Genomic DNA, 16,987 nt, shown 5'->3' with positions numbered 1-16,987 from the left:
CACGGGATGCCGGCCCACTCCCCAGGGTAGAGCGCTACTACCCCACGCAGAGGCGCTCCTACGATTGAGCCGACGCGCGGAGGAAGCCGTCAATGGCGGCCGTCTTGCTATCGGTGCATCCGGCAACGTTGGCACCTATCTCCTGGCCGACCTGCTACGTGCCTACCAAGCGACCAATGCGACGTCCCCGCAGGTCGAGATCGGGACTAATCCCTACGTCATGGATCGGTTGGAGGCCGGTGAAATCGACCTAGCGTTGGTTGAATGGTGGGAGGCTCGGCCTGGTCTGATCGCACGTGCTTGGCGTCGCGAACCGCTGATTGTCATTGTCGGACCGGACCACCCATGGTCGACCTGGAAAAGCGTAACCCCAGGCGACCTTGTGGGCCGTCCACTCCTTGGGGGCGAACCTGGCAGCGGGACGGGACGCCTCTTACGAGAGGCCCTGGGTGCGGCGGGGGCGAACCTCGGTATCCACCACCAGCTTGGAAGCACAGAGGCGGTCAAGCGCGCGGTGCGGGCCGGCATTGGCATCTCGATTGTGATGGCAAGCTCCGTCACGGACGAGGTTCGTGCCGAGTTGCTTGTGGCATTGCCCCTGAAGGGCATCGACCTCTGTAAGACATTGTATGCGGCTCATCGATACCCGCTGCCCGGCACAACGTTGGCCGATGGCTTCATCGCAGCCCTTGCATGACGGCCATGGATGCTGTCATCGACGAAAAAGGGTCAGCGCATCCTCGTCAGCCGGCACCGTCGGCACGTAGCGTTGCGTGCCCCGGTGCTGGCCGACGATCCGGCAGGCATGGCGTTCTGAGAGACCATACTTCTCACGAATGCCGTCGACTGCCTGCCGGCGTCGCTCCGGGGCTATAAGTTTTGCTGGCGCTGGCCTTCGGCTCCCGCGGCGACGTCCACCAGCACCTGCTTCTCCAGGAACAAGTCAGACACGAGCTGGCGCAATCGCGCGTTCTCGCGCTTCAGATCCTTCATCCGACGGTCTTGGTCGATCTGCAGGCCGCCGTATTTCTTGCGCCAGCGTGAGTCGCTCTGCTCGGAGATCTCCGCCTCTCTGCACGCTATCGCCAAACTTTTGAACTGCGCCGTCTGAACCTCGATCTGGCGCAGCTTCAGCACCACCTGCCCCGCACCCGTCTTTTGATCTTGCTTCATGTCCAGCTCATGCGGTCCTGGCTGCTCCTCTCAATTAGCCCGGTCCGAAGCCAGCCGGTCGGGTCGCAGGGGCCATCCACACCATCAATCGAGCAGCCCTTCGCCAAGCAGAAAGGCCTTCGCCGCACCAGGGCGGCTCACACCGCCCTAGATCTGTGGGAGGCCATCAAACGCGCGCCGACACGCTTCCAACCAAGTAAGTGCTGCAACGACCTCGCATCAGAGGGATACGACACAACCTGATCGGATGCCGCTCAAAGGGGCCGATTTTTCCCAGCCCGGCATGTCCCCAAAGAGGGGTGAAGTTTTTGCTCTGCTCAAAGCGGGCGTACAACTTGAGCAGAGCACACACTGGTAGCGTCAGACGACTTTGAGCAGCCAGCGCAGCGGGAGGGCGACCGCAGTGAGGCAGGCGATACCGCCGGCCCAGAGTGCCACGAACCAGCCGAGGCGACGCATCGAAACGGGAACGGACATGATGGGGCTCCTCAATGGTAGCCCGGGGCACCGGCGGTGACCTTCCCCCGGAACAGCCAGTAGACATAGGCGGTGTAGCCGAGGATCATCGGCAGCAATACGACCGTCCCGACGATCAGGAAGAGCTGGCTGCTTGGGTGGGTGGCCGCATCCCAAATCGTCACCGTGGGCGGTACGATCATCGGGAACAGGCTGATGCCGAGCCCGACATAGGACAGTAGGAACAGGCCGAGGCCACAGAGGAATGGCATGACCTCCTCCCGCCGGTCGAGGGCGTTACGCAGACGCAAGCCGAGAAGAGCAACGAGGACTGGGACGGGAGCAACGAAGGCCATCGCCGGCCAGGTGAACCAACGTCCGCGGAATGCAGGGCTTAGCCCGTCTTATTCATCGGGCTTTGTCGGCGGTGGTTTTTAGGCTGATGGCGAGCGGGATCGCGCGTCTGTTCTGACGCGTGTGGATCCGGAATGTTTTGTCAGCGCTGGAGGGATGTGGACGGGTTCGTCGGGGCGTCGCTGCCCCGTCGTTCAGGCTGGCGCCGGGGCGAGCGCGGTCGCGAGGTGGCGCAGAAGGTCAGCATCAGGGCAGGCGGCGGCGAAGGCGAGGCGAACCCGGCTGGCGGTCTCGCGGATGCGAGCTCCGAGCTTCAGGAGGCGCAGCCGGAGGGTGGCGAACTCGGCCGTGGCGAGGCGGTGCGCCTTCGGGATGGTGTCGCGCACGCTCAGCATCAGCCAGTAGGCGGCCGTGTGCAGGACGAGCCGCATCTGGTTGGCGGCGGGATGCCGGCAGGAGGTACGATCGGAGGCGAGCTGGCTCTTGTGGAGCTTGATCAGGTTCTCGGCCTGTCCGCGGGCACAGTACAGGTCGGCATAGAGCCATTCCGGCGTGCCGGTCGTGATGTTTGTGACGACATAGCGGATGTCGAGGCCGAGCCGGGTCGCCTCGATGCGGGCGGCGACGCGACGCTGCTGCCGCCAGGATTTGGCCGCGTGCCGGGTCTCGGCAAAGCCGCGCACCGCATCCTCGTTGTCGATGGCTCGCACAACTCTGATGTGATCGGCCGTCTGTTCGACCTTGGCGGCCAACGCCTTGGTGCCGCTCAGGCCGAAGACGTAGCTGACTCCATGGTTCTCGCACCAGTCCATGGCCTCGGGCCGCCCGTAATGGCCATCGCCCCGGATGGTGATCGCGGTGTTGGGCCAGTGGCGGCGGATCGCCCGGACGAGGCGGCGCAGATGCCCGCGGACTTCGCGGCCCGAGGGCGTCTTGCCCGGCCGCAGGATCATCGCCACCGGGCGACTGGTGGCCGTGTCGTAGACGTGGATCGGCAGAAAGCAGCGCTCATCGTGATGGGCGTTGAACAGCGATAGCTGCTGCTGGCCGTGCACCACGTCGCAAGTGTCGTCGATGTCTAGGGTGACGGCGGCCGGCGGGACGGGGTAGCTGGCACAGTAGAGGTCGACCAGCACCCGCCCGAGCCGGATGAGGTCGCGCAGGCCCGGCGTGTTCTCCAGCCGCGAGACGGTGGGCTGGCTCATCAGGTCGTGCCCGCTCTCAGGCAGGCGGCCGCAGGCGAGCTTGAAGGCGGGGTCGGTGCGCAGGTGGTCGAGGTCGTCGGCATCCTCATACCCGCAGGCAATCGCCAGGATGCGCGCCAGCAGGATCTCGGGCAAGGGATGCAGAACCCGGCTGGGGTCACGCCGGTCCGGGATCACGGCGGCGAGCTTGTCGGCGATGTCCAACCGCCGGGCGGCCTGGGCGAGCAGCAGGACGCCGCCATCCGAGGTCAGGCGTCCGCCATCGAAGGCGGCTGTGAGCTTCTTGCCCCGAACGGATGGAAACGCGAACGGGAGACACGTAGGATCGGACATGGCGGGCGTGGCAGGCTCGGTGCGGTCTGAAGGCTTGGCGTCAGCACCCAATCCCTAAGCCACATCAATGCTTTACGCTACGCTCGCCATCCCAGATCCACCGTCCTCGTGAATAAGACGGGCTAGTGAGCGAGGCTACAGCATCGATCGATAAACCGTATGTTTGCGACGAGTCCGCCGTGCTTCTTATCTTGTCAGGATCGCTATGGGTGGGCCCACTGGGAAAGCTGATCCGGCGATATGCAGCCCGACGCTGCGAAGGGAAGCACCAAGCGGATGTCTTTGAGCACGGCATCTGCTTGTTTCCATACTAGTCCAGATAGCTGGTTCATCTTAGCTCTTCCGAGCTGCAATAAACCAGCTATCTTCAAGCAATAAAGAGACTCGATTTATATCAAGATTACGTAGAGGTATGCAAAAATCTCATCCGCAACAAGCGGAATTATACAAGACTAAAACACATGTCCATTTTATATAGTTTTTCAGTTTTAAGATATTCATTTATAAGGCCGTCTGGTATACTTATAACGAAACCCAATTTTAGATTTTTGTTTATAGTGTCTACTGCGTAAGTAGATCTTTCTTTTTGTGAAGAAGCTTTCCACCATTTTACGAAATCATCACAGATTGATCGCGAAAAACAGTGATCTCCAGCTTTTTGTGATAGGATTACGTCATCATACTGACCGGTTAGCGTATTACTTTGGATTAATTCGGGATGTTCACGCCAGTATCGTAAAAAAACCAGCTCGAAAATGTCATCCGATTTATATACGAAAGATGGTCTAGGGACTGGGATCATTGCACCCTCCAACAAAACATCGCTAGATTGTACGTACGATTTACCTGAGCAAATCGTACCCATAGATTTCTGCACTGACCTATCGTCCGCAAGAGCTAGATCGACAGGGTAAGCAAAATTCTGAGGCCTACGTACTCGGCCGCAAACGCTCTTAGGTGGGAAGGGCAGTCACGACACAAACGCCTTCCGAGCTCTCTGGCCTCCGATACCGTCCGCTTATCGGAAGCCAGTAGCGTCAGAGTGGGGCCCCGGCAGGAGGCAGCACACGCCTGTAAGTGGCTCCTGAGTTCTTACGTGGTCGAACGGGGCGTAACGCTTGGATGTAGCTTCTGGAACTCCTGTCGTTCCATCGCTTGCGTAATATCGGTGATCGCGCGCGAGATAGCATCCTCCACAAGTGAGGTCGTCACATTTCCTCTATCCGTCGCAAACACACCCGCTCGCTGTCCGGCAGGTTTTTTGCTGCCATCATCGGCGCTGCATGAGAACAATTTGTTAGCAATCTCAAATATGTAGATCCGGCTTTTTATACCATTGTGGCTCAACTGAAAGTGCAGTGCCGGGATACGCTTGCCGTTTAGGGTGTTGTAAAATTCGTCATGGTCGACGTCCACGTTGACATTTCGTGGTGCCAAATCTTGCTTGGCCTGTTCGATGATCGGTCGCACGACATTGTTCAGAGGTTTCATCGTCTCTGAAAACGCCTTGCTCTGCGCTTCTTGGCTGCGCTCATCAGCATCCCGATAGCCTTGGATTGTCGTCTCAGCAGCAGCTTTCGCCTTGTCGAACATCGCGCCGAAGTCCGCCATTTCAAACTCTCTAATGCCCCGGGAAGGTGAAGGCCTGCCGGCAGGCCCTACAACGCCGCTGCGTCACTCTTTGCTGGGCTTGGCGGGCGGGATCGCCCCGCTGCCGGTGGTCGGCGGGGCAGGGCGCTCACCAGGCGCGGAGGGCTGATGCCCGGCGCCGGGGTTGGAGGGGCTGTAGGTTGGCTGATGGCCGCGATCCAATTGCGGCCGGTGTCCTTCATTGATCGGCCGCCAGCCGTCCTGCGCGTAGCCAGGTCGCCCTTTATTCTCATTTGTCATTGTCAAAGCTCCTTCTTGAATTCTATAAACCGAATTTCTTTCGCAAGCAGCAAAACGCCGTGAACCTCGTCGCGGTAATTCCAAGCACCCGTTTCATCGACGTCCATGACTTCTTCGATGTAGAGATCGCGTTCAGCGGGGTCCGTCGACGCGAAAGAATTGACACCGAAAATGCCCGCGAACTTGGTGCCGTCCGTAAGCGTGACCATAACAAACCGCGCGGTTTCGCAGGTCGCGAACCGCCAATCCCACGAGGTTGGCGTGTTGTGGACGAGGCGCAACCGCAGCTTGGTTGCTATCCACCGCAACCAGTCGCGTTGTATTGCCACACCCAACAGTAAGCCGAAGGCAGACGGCCCCACGATAATCAGCGCCCACCACAAAAGCGTTTTCAGCAGCCCTTTCTCAAGATTTAAAATCAGACCGATGAACGGAATTGAAATTCCGTAATACACAAGCGTGAGCGTGAGATACCCAAGGGCGGCGTCGCTAAATTTCTCCATACGCCCGGCAATGAACTGCGCACGGATGTATGTGATGATGAGACCGGGGATAATAAACGCGGCGACCAGGTAGATGTTATTCAGATCTTTTAGATCAGGCACCAGTTCACTCCTCCCCGGTCACGCATAGCCGCGCTTTTCCTTGTCCCTGCGCTTGGCCTCCACGGCCACTTGCGCCTCGACGGGGGAGGGGTAGTGGTCGCGCCGCACGGTGCTGGCCCGGCTGATCCGCCCCCATTCCCGCATCAGGTCGCAGCCGCCGAACAGGTCGAGTTGGAGGGTAAGACGTAGAGCCGGCGCATGTTCTGCACCTCGTCCGCCCGGCGGAGCTGCACGCAGTTCATGGGCGATGTATCCGGGCGATGGTGGCTTGGCTGACGTTGAAGTTGCGGGCAACGCTGCGCTGGGTTTCGCCGGTATCGAGGCGCTGTAGGGCTTCCCGCTGCTGGAAGTGGGTCAGCTTAGGCTTGCGGCCGAACTTGACGCCCTTGGCCTTGGCGTCGGCCCGGCCCCGTGCCGTGCGATCAAGGATGCGGCGGCGTTCGAGCTTGGCGGATACGCCTAGGACCGCCAGCACCACCTCGGCAAAGTCGCCGCTTGTGTCCACAACCGGCTCGGCCAGGGAGCACAGCCCGGCCCCGGCGGTGTGCATATCGCGGGCGAGGATCAGGAGATCGGTTAGATCACGGGCCAAGCGGTCCGCGGCTGGAATGATAACCAGGTCGCCAGCCGCCAGTGTGGCCATCAGCTTCTTGAGCTGTGGCCGGTCGGCCGTGGTGCTGGTGATCTTGTCGGCGAAAATGCGCTCGCACCCGGCGGCAGCGAGCTGCGCCCGCTGGTTGGCTAGATCTTGGGCTTCGGTGGACACGCGGGCATAGCCGAAAATCATGCCGCATTATGCATCAGATATATGCATCAAGACAGCCTAACTTCACCACCGCGCCCGTTTTGATTCAAAAATTTGGAGTTTTGCATCAAAACGGACAGAGGACGGCATAAAACCGCTTTCAGGTCGCTAGTTTGCTCTATCAAAAACTATATTTTTTCGGCCGGAACGTGCCTTGAGAAACGGCTTTGGCTCTCTCGAAAGGAGACCCATTGTGACCGTTCAATTTTCGCTTCACCTGCTTATTGCGGGCGCTTACTTGCTGCTCGCGTTGACACATTTTCATCCGTAAGAGTGGAGGGCCACACGGCCCTCCACTCATTCCTCAATGACGGCACGGCGCACAGCGCCTCAAGCAGCGGGTGAGTGAGTTCCCGCCTGCGCCTCAAGCCAGCGATGACGCGGCTCGCTACGCGGGGCGCGAGGGCTACCGCCAGCACATTGCCCGACCGGTGCGGGGTGCCGGTGCAATGCAACTGCATCGGGGTCACGCCATCGCTGACCTCGAACGTCAGCCGGGCGCTCACGTCAAAGCTAACGTGTTCGGACACCTTGCGGATGCCTTCTGGTAGCTGCTGCTCGCTCTCAGCCTCGCCAATCTCGGCCTGATCGGGGCGCTTTGGCGAATGCGATAATCGCCGCCTCAATCTTTCAATGTCGAGCGCACTCTCTTAGGTTGCCTTTCGTGGAACAAAACATGCACGAGCGACTTGGCGGTGTTAGACAATAAGCCAAGCCATTGTCCTGTCAGGACGCTAACCAATGGCAAAATGGGGTACCGATCTACGATGACGAAGCTCATCAGCCGCCTTTTTGGGAAAGGCGATGACACCGAAAACTTTCCTGGTCGTCCTTACCGGGTTGTTGGTGGGGCGCTCATCATAGGCGGGATCGCTGTTGTTTCTCCAGGGCCTCGGGATGCCTTACTTGCTTACCTGAATAACACTTGGAAGCTTGGACTTTCCCTGGATGCTCCTTGGTGGATTGGCCTGCTGCTCATTGGCCCCGGCATCTTCCTGTTCGTCTTAGGCTTCATCAGGGATCGGGATGGAACCAGCAAGGGTCAATTTGTGGCGATCCGCCACCAGTCGTTTCAGCCCCTGGCCGCCAATCTGCCCTCTGACACGCTACCAGCACGCATGCGGCGGCGGAGAGTTCAGGTCTACGACTGCGATCAATCTTCATTCATGAACAGTCAACCGGTCGATCCGACCGGCGCCGTCCGCCTGCAGGAGAAACTTGCGCAGCACATTGCCGGCGTCCGCCGCAGCGATCCGGATGCGGCTCTTGGCTACTACGGGATCGTGCACATCCCGTTCCAATTCTTAACCGGCTGCAGCATCTCGACCTTCCCGGAAGTTGCCCTGTTCGAGTTGAACAGAAACGACAACAAATGGCATGAGCTTAAGGCCGGCGATGGAGCAAACCTAAAGCCAAAGCTTACCCAGGTTGCTGATCCAGCGAACCCAACTGCCGCCGTTATGCGGATTGAAATCAGCTACCCAGTACCTACCGCCGAGGTGGCGAAAATCATTCCGGGTCCTTATCGAGAATATACGCTCCGCATCGAAGCGCCGGCTATTGATAAGGTCACGCACTACGGTCAAGTTCACGCCATATGCAAGCTGTTCCGCCAAGCGCTGGATGAGATCCACAACGACCTAGACAGCGGCTTTCCGGTCCACGTCTTCTACTCAGGCCCAGTGAGTTTAGGCTTTAGCCTTGGGCGGCAAATCAGCCGCACCATCCACAATCGTGTCTTCGTCTACAACTACACCTCGCAGAATAACCCAGCCTACGCTTGGGGCGTCGATGTTACGCGCGACACGCCTCCACATGAAATGGTCGTCAAACCAACACTCGTTGTCCCCTGAGGTGTGAAATGTGGATGTTTGATCTCAAGGCGGATTTTCAAGTATTCTACGATACGCATGTTCGTCTGGGCACAACGCGCCGGAACGATCTTGCCGCAAAACGTGACCTCAATCTGAACCGCCTGAACGCTGGACTGAACGATCTGACTGCGGAGACCGGACTACCGCGTCCCTATCCAACGACCTGGTACAACCAGGGCAGCTATGCGATGCACACCCTCAACCAAGATCCATCAGATACTAACGACTTCGATATCGATGTTGGATTGATATTCAACAAGGACGATCTGCCATCTGATCCGCTTAAAGCACGCCAGCGCATTGCAGATGCGCTTGCTAAACGATGCACGAATTTCACCCAGGAGCCGACCGCCAAGAAGAATGCGGTGCGGGTTGCTTATGCCGATGGATACCACATCGATTTTGCGATCTATCGCACCTACACGGATGCCACAGGCACCCTCCATACGGAGCATGCGAGCACATCTTGGAAGCCCCGCGATCCGATGGCGGTCAATACGTGGTTCAACAAATGCGTGACTGAGAAAAGCCCCAAAGCCATGCCTGTCCTCGGGTACTACCCGAAGGTCAAGGACGGGCAGTTCCGACGCATTGTCCGCTTCCTCAAATGGTTCTCCCGTTCACGCGCCTCATGGAGCTTGCCCGGCGGCCTCATCGTGTCGACTCTCGTGGCAGAGGTCTACGTTCCGAACGACACCCGCGATGATCGGGCGCTTTACGATACGATCATCGCTCTCAAGAACCGCCTCGATATTCACACCAAAGTCTACAATCCAGTTTCAGGCAACGAATTTACAGAAAACACTGAGATCCAAAGCCAGGTAAACCGTCTGAAAAAACAGATCAATGCGGCTGCCGCCAAGCTCAGTCCCCTATTTGACCAGGAAAATTGCACGAGAGACAAGGCCAGATCTGCTTGGGATTGGGTTTTCAACCATTCATTTTGGGCAGATAAAGAGAAAGTTATCAAGGCCGCGCTGGATGAGGAGATCACAGCGTCCGCCCTCATGCCATACTTCGTAAAAATTAAATGCGAGCTGGCCGGCAGACAAGGTGGTCGACCTTATCGCACGTATGCGAGCGGCGGCGGGGTCTTACAGAAGAACGTGCATCTCAAATTTACTGTCGAAGGTACAAACGTTCCGCACCCGTTCCTAGTCACTTGGGAAATTCGTAACAGCGGCGACGAAGCTTCGGACGACAATGCGCTGAAACACTCAAGCCCGCCGAGCAATGACTACACGCATTGGACGAGTACGGCTTACAAGGGCAACCATCAGATGATCTGCACAATCACCAAGGGGGGAGCTATCGTCGCGCAAACGGCGCATCTGGTGCGTATCGCGCCCGGCAAGTGGTGGCGTCGCTAGTGGACAGACACCGACGAACGCGCCACGTGCCTGCCTGCTAACAGGCTGCTATTGCTCTAAAAAGTGCGTCACCTTGTGCATGTTTTGTTGGCGTCAGAGCACTAGACTGCCAACAGCTCACCCCTCTGGGTTGTACAGCGTTGTGAAAGGAACTCGGCCTTGAGCTTCCATGCCCGGTCGGTCCCGCTGCATGCGAACCGCACGCGGTCGGGGCCATAGCGGGCGTTGAGCTGGTCTACCAATTCCATCATGCGCACTCGGTGCAGCTGATCCGGCCGGATGAACAAGGAGCTTTGCATCTGATCGGCTGGCGCCAGGTTGGGGAACAGCACGCCGCTTTTCTTGTAGCGGACCTCTGGTCGGTAGATCCCTTTCAAACCCCATGAGGCGGCGCAGGTCAGGCGGTTGGTGTCGGCTGTCGCAATCGTCAGTTTGACGTGCCGGGTGGCGTGGTACGGGCCTGTCGCAAACTCAGGCGGTCCCTCCTATGGCCCAATCCCGAGTTTGCGACAGGCCGGGATCGCCGGATTTGACTGGCCTGGTGTTCAGCCCTTTGCGGTCATGCTGTTGGCGCGGGCACGTGGGAAGTAGCTGTAGAAGGTGTCCCGGTTGACGCCGAGGCGCTTGGCGATAACGGCGACGCTGATTGTGCCCGCTGCCAGCATGGCGCGGGCGGCCTCGAGGTCGGCCTCTGTGAGCTTCTTCGGCCGCCCGCCCTTGCGCCCGCGGGCTAAGGCCGCCTTCAGGCCCTCCATGGTTCGCTCGCGGTTCAGGTCGAGGAAGTACTCGGCCATGGCCCCGTGCATCTGCAGGGCAAAGCGGCCATGGGCGGTGGCGCTGTCGAATTGCTCAGTGAGCGAGCGGAAGTGGATCTCCTTCACCCGCAGCCCGTCGATGGTGCGCATCATCTCGACCAGTGAGCGGCCGAGGCGATCGAGCTTCCAGACCACGAGCACGTCCTCGGGACGCAGGTAGGCGAGGGCGGCCTCGAACTCAAGCCGCCGGGTTCCAGCCTTGCCGGACTTCTTCTCCTCGAACAGGCGCTCGCACCCGGCCTTAATCAGCGCGTCGCGCTGGAGGTCGAGGTTCTGATCGAGGGTAGAAACGCGGGCATATCCGACGAGCATGTCGGGATCGTGCCAGAATAGCCTTTACCCGGCAATAGAAAAGCCGACACGTTTTTCCGACAGAAACTACGCTTTTGTGGGCAACTCGCGACGTCCTGCCGCTCAGTGTCGGGAAAACGGTCGGATATCCGACAGTTTTAGGAGGACGTCCGCTCTCAGCCGATCCCGAGCCCGCGGATGAGGCCGATGCTGACCGCGATGAGGACGGCCAGCGAGGCGGTCACCGCCAGGGTCACCCGGCCGCCGACCCGGGCGAGCACGCGCACGTCGACGCCGAGCCCGAGGGCGGCCATGGACAGCACCGTCAGCACACCTGCAAGCTGCGTCAGCGGCTTGACTGCCACGTCCGGGATCAAGCCCAGGGACCGGAACGTCGCCAGGATCAGGAAGCCGAGGATGAACCACGGCACCAGCTTGGTCAGACCGGGGCGGCCCTTCGAAACCGCGCCTTCCATCCCCGGCTCGCGGGGCAGACGCGGGGCAATCAGCGAGAACGCCACCACGACGGGGCCGAGCATCAGCACGCGCACGAGCTTGACCAGGGTGCCCACCTGCGTCGACAGCAGGCTGACCGGCACGGTGGCGGCCAGCACCTGCGGCACCGCGTAGACAGTGAGCCCGGCCAGCACCCCGTACTGGTTGTCGCTCATGCCGGCGAGCGGAACGAACAGTGGCAACCCGAGCACCATCAGCACGCCGAGCACCGCGGTGAACGCAATGGCGGCGGCGATGTCCTTGGGCTGGGCCCCGATCACCGGCGCAACCGCGGCGATGGCCGAGTTGCCGCAGATGGCGTTGCCGCAGGCCACCAGGATCGCCATCCGTGCCGGCAGGCCGAGCGCCCGGCAAATCGCCACGCTGGCGGCGATACCGATCACGACGGTGCCGACGATGCCGGCGAGTAGCGCCGGGCCGGAGGCGAGGATCGCCCCGAGGCTGAGGGAGGCGCCGAGCAGGACAACCGCGACCTCGAGGAGTTGCTTGGCCGAGAAGGCGATGCCGGTCCGGAACCGCGGGTGCGGCGTCCAGGCGGTGCGCACCGCGATGCCGATCAGGATCGCCAGAACCAGGGCCTCGACGTAGGGGTGGCCGGCGACGCGCTCCTCGACCGCCTGTGCGGCCACCGCCACGGCGGTGATCACCGCGCACAGGCCGATGCCCGGCAGCATGGAGGTCGCGCGCTCGGATTGGGTGCCGGTGCCAGGCGACACCGCCGCCGTGGAGCCCATCTTTGTCGAGACTGGTTCGGGGGAGGCCTCAGGGCTCACGACGGCCTCTCCGGAGGTACTGAGAGCGGAACGGGGAGAAAACGTTTGCTGCACGGGCGCAAGAGAGAAGGAGCCTCTCCGGGCGCGAAAAACTTCGGAAGACGCGTCCATTGCTGACGCGCGTCCCAAGCGCGACACTGACGATCATGCGCACCATTCCTGACAAGCGGTCGACCATGAAGACGTTCGATCCTTTCGGCGAGCCTGTGGCTGACGGCGTGGCGCGCGCCTACTCGTCCACCTCCTCGACCGGCGATCGCATAGCCCGCCGGACTGGCGGCGCGGTGTTCTGGACGCTGGCGCTGGCGATCTTGGCAGGACGCATCTACGCCTTCGACATGCCGGCTGTGCAGAGCGTCGCCACCTACGCCACCCAGGTTGTCGCCCTTCGCTGAGCCTCGCGCAGCGCGGCCCTCAATAGGTATCGGATAGGTAGGTCGCGATCGCGCGGCCGTCGGCCTCGTCGATCGGAGCGTGGTAGATCTTGATCATCTTGCTCACCTCCGCCTCCCAAAAGGCCTTACCTTTCCCCGGCGGCTGAGTGGCGATGTAGTCGACCGAGTGGCAGGTCTGGCAATTGCCCTGAGCCGCCTCGAAGCCGGCCTGATGAGCCGTGTCCTTGGGGGCCCGGAACTGCGCCGTGGGCTCGGGGACATCGTAGCGCACCGGAGCGGCGAGCACCGCTCCGGTCAAGCCCGCGGCGATCAGAGCCGGGAGCACGAGGCCCGCGAGCGCCGGGATGGTGAGAACCGCGCGAAGAACCTTCCTCATCCTCACCTCCCTCACGCCGCCCGCACCCGGGTGGTCTCGACCACGTTGCGCATGTAGCCGGCCTGGTTCCAGCGCGGCTCCATCGGCTGCGCGCCGCCGTCATTGCTGGTCGCTCGCACTCGGATCGCATGCGCCCCCGCGGGCAGGTCGACGTCGAGCGTCCAAGTTCGAAAGGCGTAGGGTCCGAGATCCTGCCCCAGCTTGCCCTGTGCCCAGGACTTGTCGTCGACGGATACCTCCACCGCCTTGATCCCGGAGCCGCCGTCAAAGGCGATGCCGCGCAGTGGCACCGGTCCCGCTTTCACCTGCATCTCGTCGGTCAGGTTCGTCAGGAACGAGCGTACGTTCAAGCGCCCGATCGGCACTGTGGCGGCGGCTGGCTTGCCCGGCTCGGTACAGGCGCAAGCATTGTCTGGGATGCGGTAGGCCGTCTTCATCCAGAAGCCCTCGAACGGCTTGTCGAGCACGGTGATCGCGTTGAGGTGCTTAACCCAGTAGGTGCCGTAATAGCCCGGCACTACGAGGCGCAGTGGATAGCCATTGAGCCAGGGCAGGTCCTCGCCGTTCATGGCCCAGGCCAGCATCACCTGTCCGTCGCGGGCGTGTTCGAGCTTCAGCGACTTGGCGAAGTCGGGCGTCTCCGGGATAACGGGCCCGTCCAGCCCTTCGAAGGCGACCTCGGCCGCCCCCGCCTTGACGCCAACCCTGTCGAGCACCGCTTTCAGCGGCACGCCGGTCCAGCGGGCACAGCCCATGGCGCCGTTGGCGAGCTGGCCGCCGGCCATACGTGGCTCGAAGAAGCCCCGGGAATTGCCCGAGCACTGATTGACCGCCACGATCTCTGTTGGGCCAAACAGACCTTTGAGGTCGGTGAGGGACAGAGACACGGGTCTGTCGACATGACCCTTCACGTCGAGCCGGAAGGCGTCCGGGTCGATTTGGGTCGGGATGTCGGCGAGGTGGTAGCGCACGAAGAAGGCGTCGTTGGGTGTGATCGCGCTCTCGTCAAAGACGGAGAACGGCGTCTCCAGCTGCGGCGGCCGCGCTGTCATCTGCAGGAGCGGACGCTTGCCCGGGTAGGCCACCAGCGGGCGCTCGCCGTTGCCGAACGGAAGGTCTACTTCGCGCGCCAGCGCTCGGCGGCTGGCAAGGGCTAGGGCTAGGGCGCCCGCGCCGAACAGCATATCACGTCTCAGCATGTTCTCGTTCCTCGCATCTCTCTTCGCATGCCGTTCAAGCGTGCAGCCCGAGGCCGAGGAGCCGGTCGGCGTTGCGCCAGAGGGCGGCTTCCAGGGACTCGTCGTTGAGGCCGAGCGAGCGGAAGTCCTCGACGCCCTGGCCCATCGGCCGGAACGGGAACGATGAGCCGAACAGGAACTGGTCCTTCATGAAGCCGTTCGCCGCCTCCACGTAGAGGCCGCCGCCCGGCGCGAACGTGTACATGTCAGGCGAGACGAACACGTTCTCGTTGCGGAAGGCCACTGTCACCATGTCGGCGACATTCGGGTAGAACCCGTGGCAGCACACAAGCGGCAGCTTCGGGAAGGTCTTGGCGACCCGGTCCACCGCGAGCGGGTCGTTGAGGCGCAGGTCTGGCGTCGTCGGGCCCGACATCACGAAGGCCGGGACCTTAAGATCCTGGCAGAGTTCGTAGAGCGGCATCAGGCGCTCGTCGTCGGCGCGCATAGCGTCGCCGTAGAAGCCGGCATCGAGGTTGATCCCCTTGAAGCCCAGTTCGGTCACGGCGCGCTTGGCCTCCGCCAGAGCGGCGTCGCGGCCGAGTTCAACAGGATCGACCGAGGCGATGCCGACGAGCCGCTTCGGATCGTGGCGGACGACCGCGGCAAGAGCGTCGTTTGGGACCCGCACCCCCGGGACCGAGCGGGCGACCATCACGGCGACGTCGATCCCGGCGCCGTCCATCTCGGCGGAAAAGCCTTCGACATCCATGCCGCGGGTGAAATGGTCGATCTCCGTCGTACCGACGCGTTCATTCAGCCAGCGCACGACACCGAATTCCGGCGTGTCGGGCTCAGCGCCGAAAAACTTGTGCAGGAAAGTTGGACGGCTGCGCATGTCTGCGATGGGCATGACTTTCGGCTCCGTATGCGGGACAGGGACGGTGCACGGAACCGCGCACCGGATTGAGAACGTCAGTGCGAGACGGCTTCGAGTACCTTGCCGCGGGTCTCGACGCCCAGGGTGAGGACGAGGACGGCAGCGATCAAAAAACCACCCGCACCGACCTGGAAGGCGGTGGCCGGCCCGTAGTTCTGAACCAGCACCGGTACGATCATCGGCCCCAGGATTGCGCCGATCCGCCCGAAGGCCGAAGCAAAGCCCGCCCCCGTCGCACGGGCCCGGGTTGGGTACAGCTCCGGGGTGTAGGCGTAGAGACAGCTCCACATGCCGAACATGAAGAACTGCATCACGAACCCGGAGACGAACAGCCACGTCTGATCGACGGCGTTGCCGTAGAAGTAAGCTGCGACCGCGGCGCAGACGAGAAAGATAGCGGTTGTGGGCTTACGGCCGACCTTCTCCAGCATCAGTGCGGCGGTGAAGAAGCCCGGGATGCCGCCGATAGTGATCAGGGTCACGAAGCCGACCGAGCCGACGATCGAGAAGCCGCGCTCCTTGAGCAGAACCGCGATCCAGGAATTGAGCCCGAAGAAGCCGATCAGCGCGAAGAACCACATTCCGAAAGCCATCAGCGTACGCATCCGGTAGGCGGGCGAGAACAAGGTCGCGATGGGGTTCTGATGCGGCACTGGCGCCGAGACGGCGGCTACAACAGAGGGGGCGACCGGCGGCAGCGGGCGACCAGTGGCCCGCTCGACCTCCCGCTCCATCATCGACATCACGGCATCCGCCTCGGCATGGCGGCCATTGTCGGCAAGCCAGCGCGGTGACTCCGGCATGGAGCGGCGCACCACGAGCACCACCATCGAGAGCAGGCCCACGATGGCAAACGCCCAGCGCCAGCCGAGATAGGGCAGTACAAAAAAGCTGATCGCACCCGAGAGCACGTAGCCGATCGCCCAAAAGCCCTCCATGAACGCGATGTACTTGCCGCGTACATTGGCGGGCACAATCTCGGAGACCATCGCCTGGGCCACCGGCGCCTCGCCGCCGACGCCGACGCCGATCAGGAAGCGACAGACCATCAAGGCCGTGAGGCTCCAAGCAGCGGCAGCGGCGAGGCTGGCGAAGCCCCACACCAGCATCGTGGCCTGGAACACTGTCTTGCGCCCGAAGCGGTCGGAGGCGGTTCCGGCGATCACATTGCCAATGAGCTGGCCCGCGAAGGTCATCGCGGCGAGTTGGCCGGCCTCGGTTGGGGTAAGGCCAAAGGCTACGACGATCGAGCCGAGCAGAAACGTCAGGAGCGCCACGTCGACCTGGTCGACGAGCCAGGCGGAGGCGATAATCGCGAAGATCTTACGCTGGTAGCGTGACATCGGCAGCCGCTCCAAGCGTCCGGCGATGTTTGTGGTGGCCGCGGCCGCAGCCCTATCAGAAGCGCTGAGTTCAACCCCCATCCCAATGGGGGCGTCTGTTGCGAGTTGCATGGCGTATCTCCCAGGCGTTTCCTGATCCGTGCCCAGGACGTGCGCCGCGAGCGCCCTCCGAGCCATTTTGAGCCTGAAGACTGTCTCTCATCCAATCGGAGCAACTGGATGGAGTGCGGCATCATTTTTCTACTCGAGGCTCACCGTACGTAGCAGCTCTTCTCTTTTTCACCCGATTCGCGCA

18 protein-coding genes and 2 pseudogenes are annotated in these 16,987 nt (G+C 61.6%); 4 read left to right on the top strand and 16 right to left on the bottom strand.

The window, feature by feature from the left end:
• Positions 1–64 precede the first annotated feature (64 nt).
• Positions 65–697 (top strand): LysR substrate-binding domain-containing protein, encoded by a 633-nt coding sequence (locus tag LGR69_RS29855; protein ID WP_082167375.1) that lies wholly within the window; start codon positions 65–67, stop codon positions 695–697.
• 30 nt (positions 698–727) lie between these two features.
• Here the strand turns inward: LGR69_RS29855 and LGR69_RS29850 are convergent.
• The 8 genes and pseudogenes from LGR69_RS29850 to LGR69_RS29815 all read right to left on the bottom strand — a co-directional run.
• A pseudogene (locus LGR69_RS29850) lies at positions 728–1,173 on the bottom strand (transposase); the annotation flags it as partial.
• A gap of 360 nt (positions 1,174–1,533) precedes the next feature.
• The gene (locus tag LGR69_RS29840) at positions 1,534–1,650 is read right to left on the bottom strand and encodes a DUF2474 family protein (RefSeq protein WP_139239545.1); all 117 of its coding nucleotides are present in this window, start codon (positions 1,648–1,650) and stop codon (positions 1,534–1,536) included.
• Positions 1,651–1,661: 11 nt separating this feature from the next.
• The gene (locus LGR69_RS29835) at positions 1,662–1,985 is read right to left on the bottom strand and encodes a cytochrome d ubiquinol oxidase subunit II (protein ID WP_091995050.1); all 324 of its coding nucleotides are present in this window, start codon (positions 1,983–1,985) and stop codon (positions 1,662–1,664) included.
• Between the two features lie 192 nt (positions 1,986–2,177).
• On the bottom strand, positions 2,178–3,521 hold the full coding sequence (locus LGR69_RS29830) for an IS1380 family transposase (protein WP_091995330.1): 1,344 nt from the start codon (positions 3,519–3,521) through the stop codon (positions 2,178–2,180).
• 1,092 nt (positions 3,522–4,613) lie between these two features.
• Positions 4,614–5,132, bottom strand: coding sequence for a hypothetical protein (locus LGR69_RS29825; protein WP_139239556.1), 519 nt, complete (start codon positions 5,130–5,132; stop codon positions 4,614–4,616).
• A gap of 281 nt (positions 5,133–5,413) precedes the next feature.
• Entirely contained in the window at positions 5,414–6,016 is a 603-nt protein-coding gene (locus LGR69_RS29820; protein WP_091995096.1) for a DUF6338 family protein, read from the bottom strand.
• An 18-nt stretch (positions 6,017–6,034) separates the two neighbouring features.
• Positions 6,035–6,310, bottom strand: coding sequence for a WGR domain-containing protein (locus LGR69_RS32260; protein ID WP_370881422.1), 276 nt, complete (start codon positions 6,308–6,310; stop codon positions 6,035–6,037).
• Entirely contained in the window at positions 6,255–6,803 is a 549-nt protein-coding gene (locus tag LGR69_RS29815) for a recombinase family protein (protein WP_091995102.1), read from the bottom strand. Before LGR69_RS29815 ends, LGR69_RS32260 begins: the two co-directional genes overlap by 56 nt.
• Positions 6,804–7,588: 785 nt before the next feature.
• Between LGR69_RS29815 and LGR69_RS29805 the strand changes: the two genes are divergently transcribed.
• Both LGR69_RS29805 and LGR69_RS29800 read left to right on the top strand, forming a co-directional pair.
• Entirely contained in the window at positions 7,589–8,674 is a 1,086-nt protein-coding gene (locus tag LGR69_RS29805; RefSeq protein WP_091995105.1) for an SAVED domain-containing protein, read from the top strand.
• 14 nt (positions 8,675–8,688) lie between these two features.
• Positions 8,689–10,065, top strand: a complete 1,377-nt coding sequence (locus tag LGR69_RS29800; protein WP_230368345.1) for a nucleotide-binding domain-containing protein — start codon at positions 8,689–8,691, stop codon at positions 10,063–10,065.
• Between the two features lie 101 nt (positions 10,066–10,166).
• Here the strand turns inward: LGR69_RS29800 and LGR69_RS32140 are convergent, their stop codons facing one another.
• The 4 genes and pseudogenes from LGR69_RS32140 to LGR69_RS29785 all read right to left on the bottom strand — a co-directional run bounded on the left by LGR69_RS32140 (position 10,167) and on the right by LGR69_RS29785 (position 12,421).
• Complete coding sequence (locus tag LGR69_RS32140) at positions 10,167–10,313, bottom strand: DUF4113 domain-containing protein (RefSeq protein ID WP_328505095.1); 147 nt, start codon at positions 10,311–10,313, stop codon at positions 10,167–10,169.
• A gap of 48 nt (positions 10,314–10,361) precedes the next feature.
• Positions 10,362–10,505 (bottom strand): annotated as a pseudogene (locus LGR69_RS32135) (DNA polymerase V subunit UmuC); the annotation flags it as partial.
• 105 nt (positions 10,506–10,610) lie between these two features.
• A complete protein-coding gene (locus LGR69_RS29790; protein WP_091995112.1) occupies positions 10,611–11,192 on the bottom strand; it encodes a recombinase family protein in 582 nt (193 codons plus the stop codon).
• Between the two features lie 155 nt (positions 11,193–11,347).
• Positions 11,348–12,421: a YeiH family protein gene (locus tag LGR69_RS29785; RefSeq protein ID WP_091995115.1), complete on the bottom strand. Its 1,074-nt coding sequence runs from the start codon at positions 12,419–12,421 to the stop codon at positions 11,348–11,350.
• Positions 12,422–12,606: 185 nt separating this feature from the next.
• On the opposite strand from LGR69_RS29785, the gene LGR69_RS29780 reads away from it, so the two are divergent.
• Complete coding sequence (locus LGR69_RS29780; RefSeq protein WP_091995117.1) at positions 12,607–12,855, top strand: hypothetical protein; 249 nt, start codon at positions 12,607–12,609, stop codon at positions 12,853–12,855.
• A gap of 19 nt (positions 12,856–12,874) precedes the next feature.
• On the opposite strand, the gene sorB is transcribed toward LGR69_RS29780, so the two are convergent.
• The 4 genes from sorB to LGR69_RS29760 all read right to left on the bottom strand — a co-directional run bounded on the left by sorB (position 12,875) and on the right by LGR69_RS29760 (position 16,692).
• Positions 12,875–13,231: a SorB family sulfite dehydrogenase c-type cytochrome subunit gene (gene sorB, locus LGR69_RS29775; RefSeq protein ID WP_230368343.1), complete on the bottom strand. Its 357-nt coding sequence runs from the start codon at positions 13,229–13,231 to the stop codon at positions 12,875–12,877.
• Between the two features lie 11 nt (positions 13,232–13,242).
• Positions 13,243–14,430, bottom strand: a complete 1,188-nt coding sequence (gene sorA / locus LGR69_RS29770; RefSeq protein ID WP_230368342.1) for a SorA family sulfite dehydrogenase catalytic subunit — start codon at positions 14,428–14,430, stop codon at positions 13,243–13,245.
• Positions 14,431–14,464: 34 nt separating this feature from the next.
• Positions 14,465–15,322 (bottom strand): amidohydrolase family protein, encoded by an 858-nt coding sequence (locus tag LGR69_RS29765; RefSeq protein ID WP_091995124.1) that lies wholly within the window; start codon positions 15,320–15,322, stop codon positions 14,465–14,467.
• A 62-nt stretch (positions 15,323–15,384) separates the two neighbouring features.
• A complete protein-coding gene (locus LGR69_RS29760) occupies positions 15,385–16,692 on the bottom strand; it encodes an MFS transporter (protein ID WP_230368340.1) in 1,308 nt (435 codons plus the stop codon).
• Between the last annotated feature and the right edge of the window lie 295 nt (positions 16,693–16,987).

Source organism: Methylobacterium brachiatum (genome assembly GCF_020523825.1).
Classification (GTDB): Bacteria; Pseudomonadota; Alphaproteobacteria; order Rhizobiales; family Beijerinckiaceae; genus Methylobacterium; species Methylobacterium brachiatum.
This window is presented reverse-complemented; position numbering and strand designations above follow the sequence as displayed.

Bases quoted from the DNA above. Each gene is read 5' to 3' on its own strand.
- LGR69_RS29840 (WP_139239545.1), bottom strand. From the start codon at position 1,650: ATGTCCGTTCCCGTTTCGATGCGTCGCCTCGGCTGGTTCGTGGCACTC.
- LGR69_RS29835 (WP_091995050.1), bottom strand. From the start codon at position 1,985: ATGGCCTTCGTTGCTCCCGTCCCAGTCCTCGTTGCTCTTCTCGGCTTG.
- LGR69_RS29830 (WP_091995330.1), bottom strand. From the start codon at position 3,521: ATGTCCGATCCTACGTGTCTCCCGTTCGCGTTTCCATCCGTTCGGGGC.
- LGR69_RS29825 (WP_139239556.1), bottom strand. From the start codon at position 5,132: ATGGCGGACTTCGGCGCGATGTTCGACAAGGCGAAAGCTGCTGCTGAG.
- LGR69_RS29815 (WP_091995102.1), bottom strand. From the start codon at position 6,803: ATGATTTTCGGCTATGCCCGCGTGTCCACCGAAGCCCAAGATCTAGCC.
- LGR69_RS29805 (WP_091995105.1), top strand. From the start codon at position 7,589: ATGACGAAGCTCATCAGCCGCCTTTTTGGGAAAGGCGATGACACCGAA.
- LGR69_RS29800 (WP_230368345.1), top strand. From the start codon at position 8,689: ATGTTTGATCTCAAGGCGGATTTTCAAGTATTCTACGATACGCATGTT.
- LGR69_RS32140 (WP_328505095.1), bottom strand. From the start codon at position 10,313: ATGGAATTGGTAGACCAGCTCAACGCCCGCTATGGCCCCGACCGCGTG.
- LGR69_RS29790 (WP_091995112.1), bottom strand. From the start codon at position 11,192: ATGCTCGTCGGATATGCCCGCGTTTCTACCCTCGATCAGAACCTCGAC.
- LGR69_RS29785 (WP_091995115.1), bottom strand. From the start codon at position 12,421: ATGGGCTCCACGGCGGCGGTGTCGCCTGGCACCGGCACCCAATCCGAG.
- LGR69_RS29780 (WP_091995117.1), top strand. From the start codon at position 12,607: ATGCGCACCATTCCTGACAAGCGGTCGACCATGAAGACGTTCGATCCT.
- sorB (WP_230368343.1), bottom strand. From the start codon at position 13,231: ATGAGGAAGGTTCTTCGCGCGGTTCTCACCATCCCGGCGCTCGCGGGC.
- sorA (WP_230368342.1), bottom strand. From the start codon at position 14,430: ATGCTGAGACGTGATATGCTGTTCGGCGCGGGCGCCCTAGCCCTAGCC.
- LGR69_RS29765 (WP_091995124.1), bottom strand. From the start codon at position 15,322: ATGCCCATCGCAGACATGCGCAGCCGTCCAACTTTCCTGCACAAGTTT.
- LGR69_RS29760 (WP_230368340.1), bottom strand. From the start codon at position 16,692: ATGTCACGCTACCAGCGTAAGATCTTCGCGATTATCGCCTCCGCCTGG.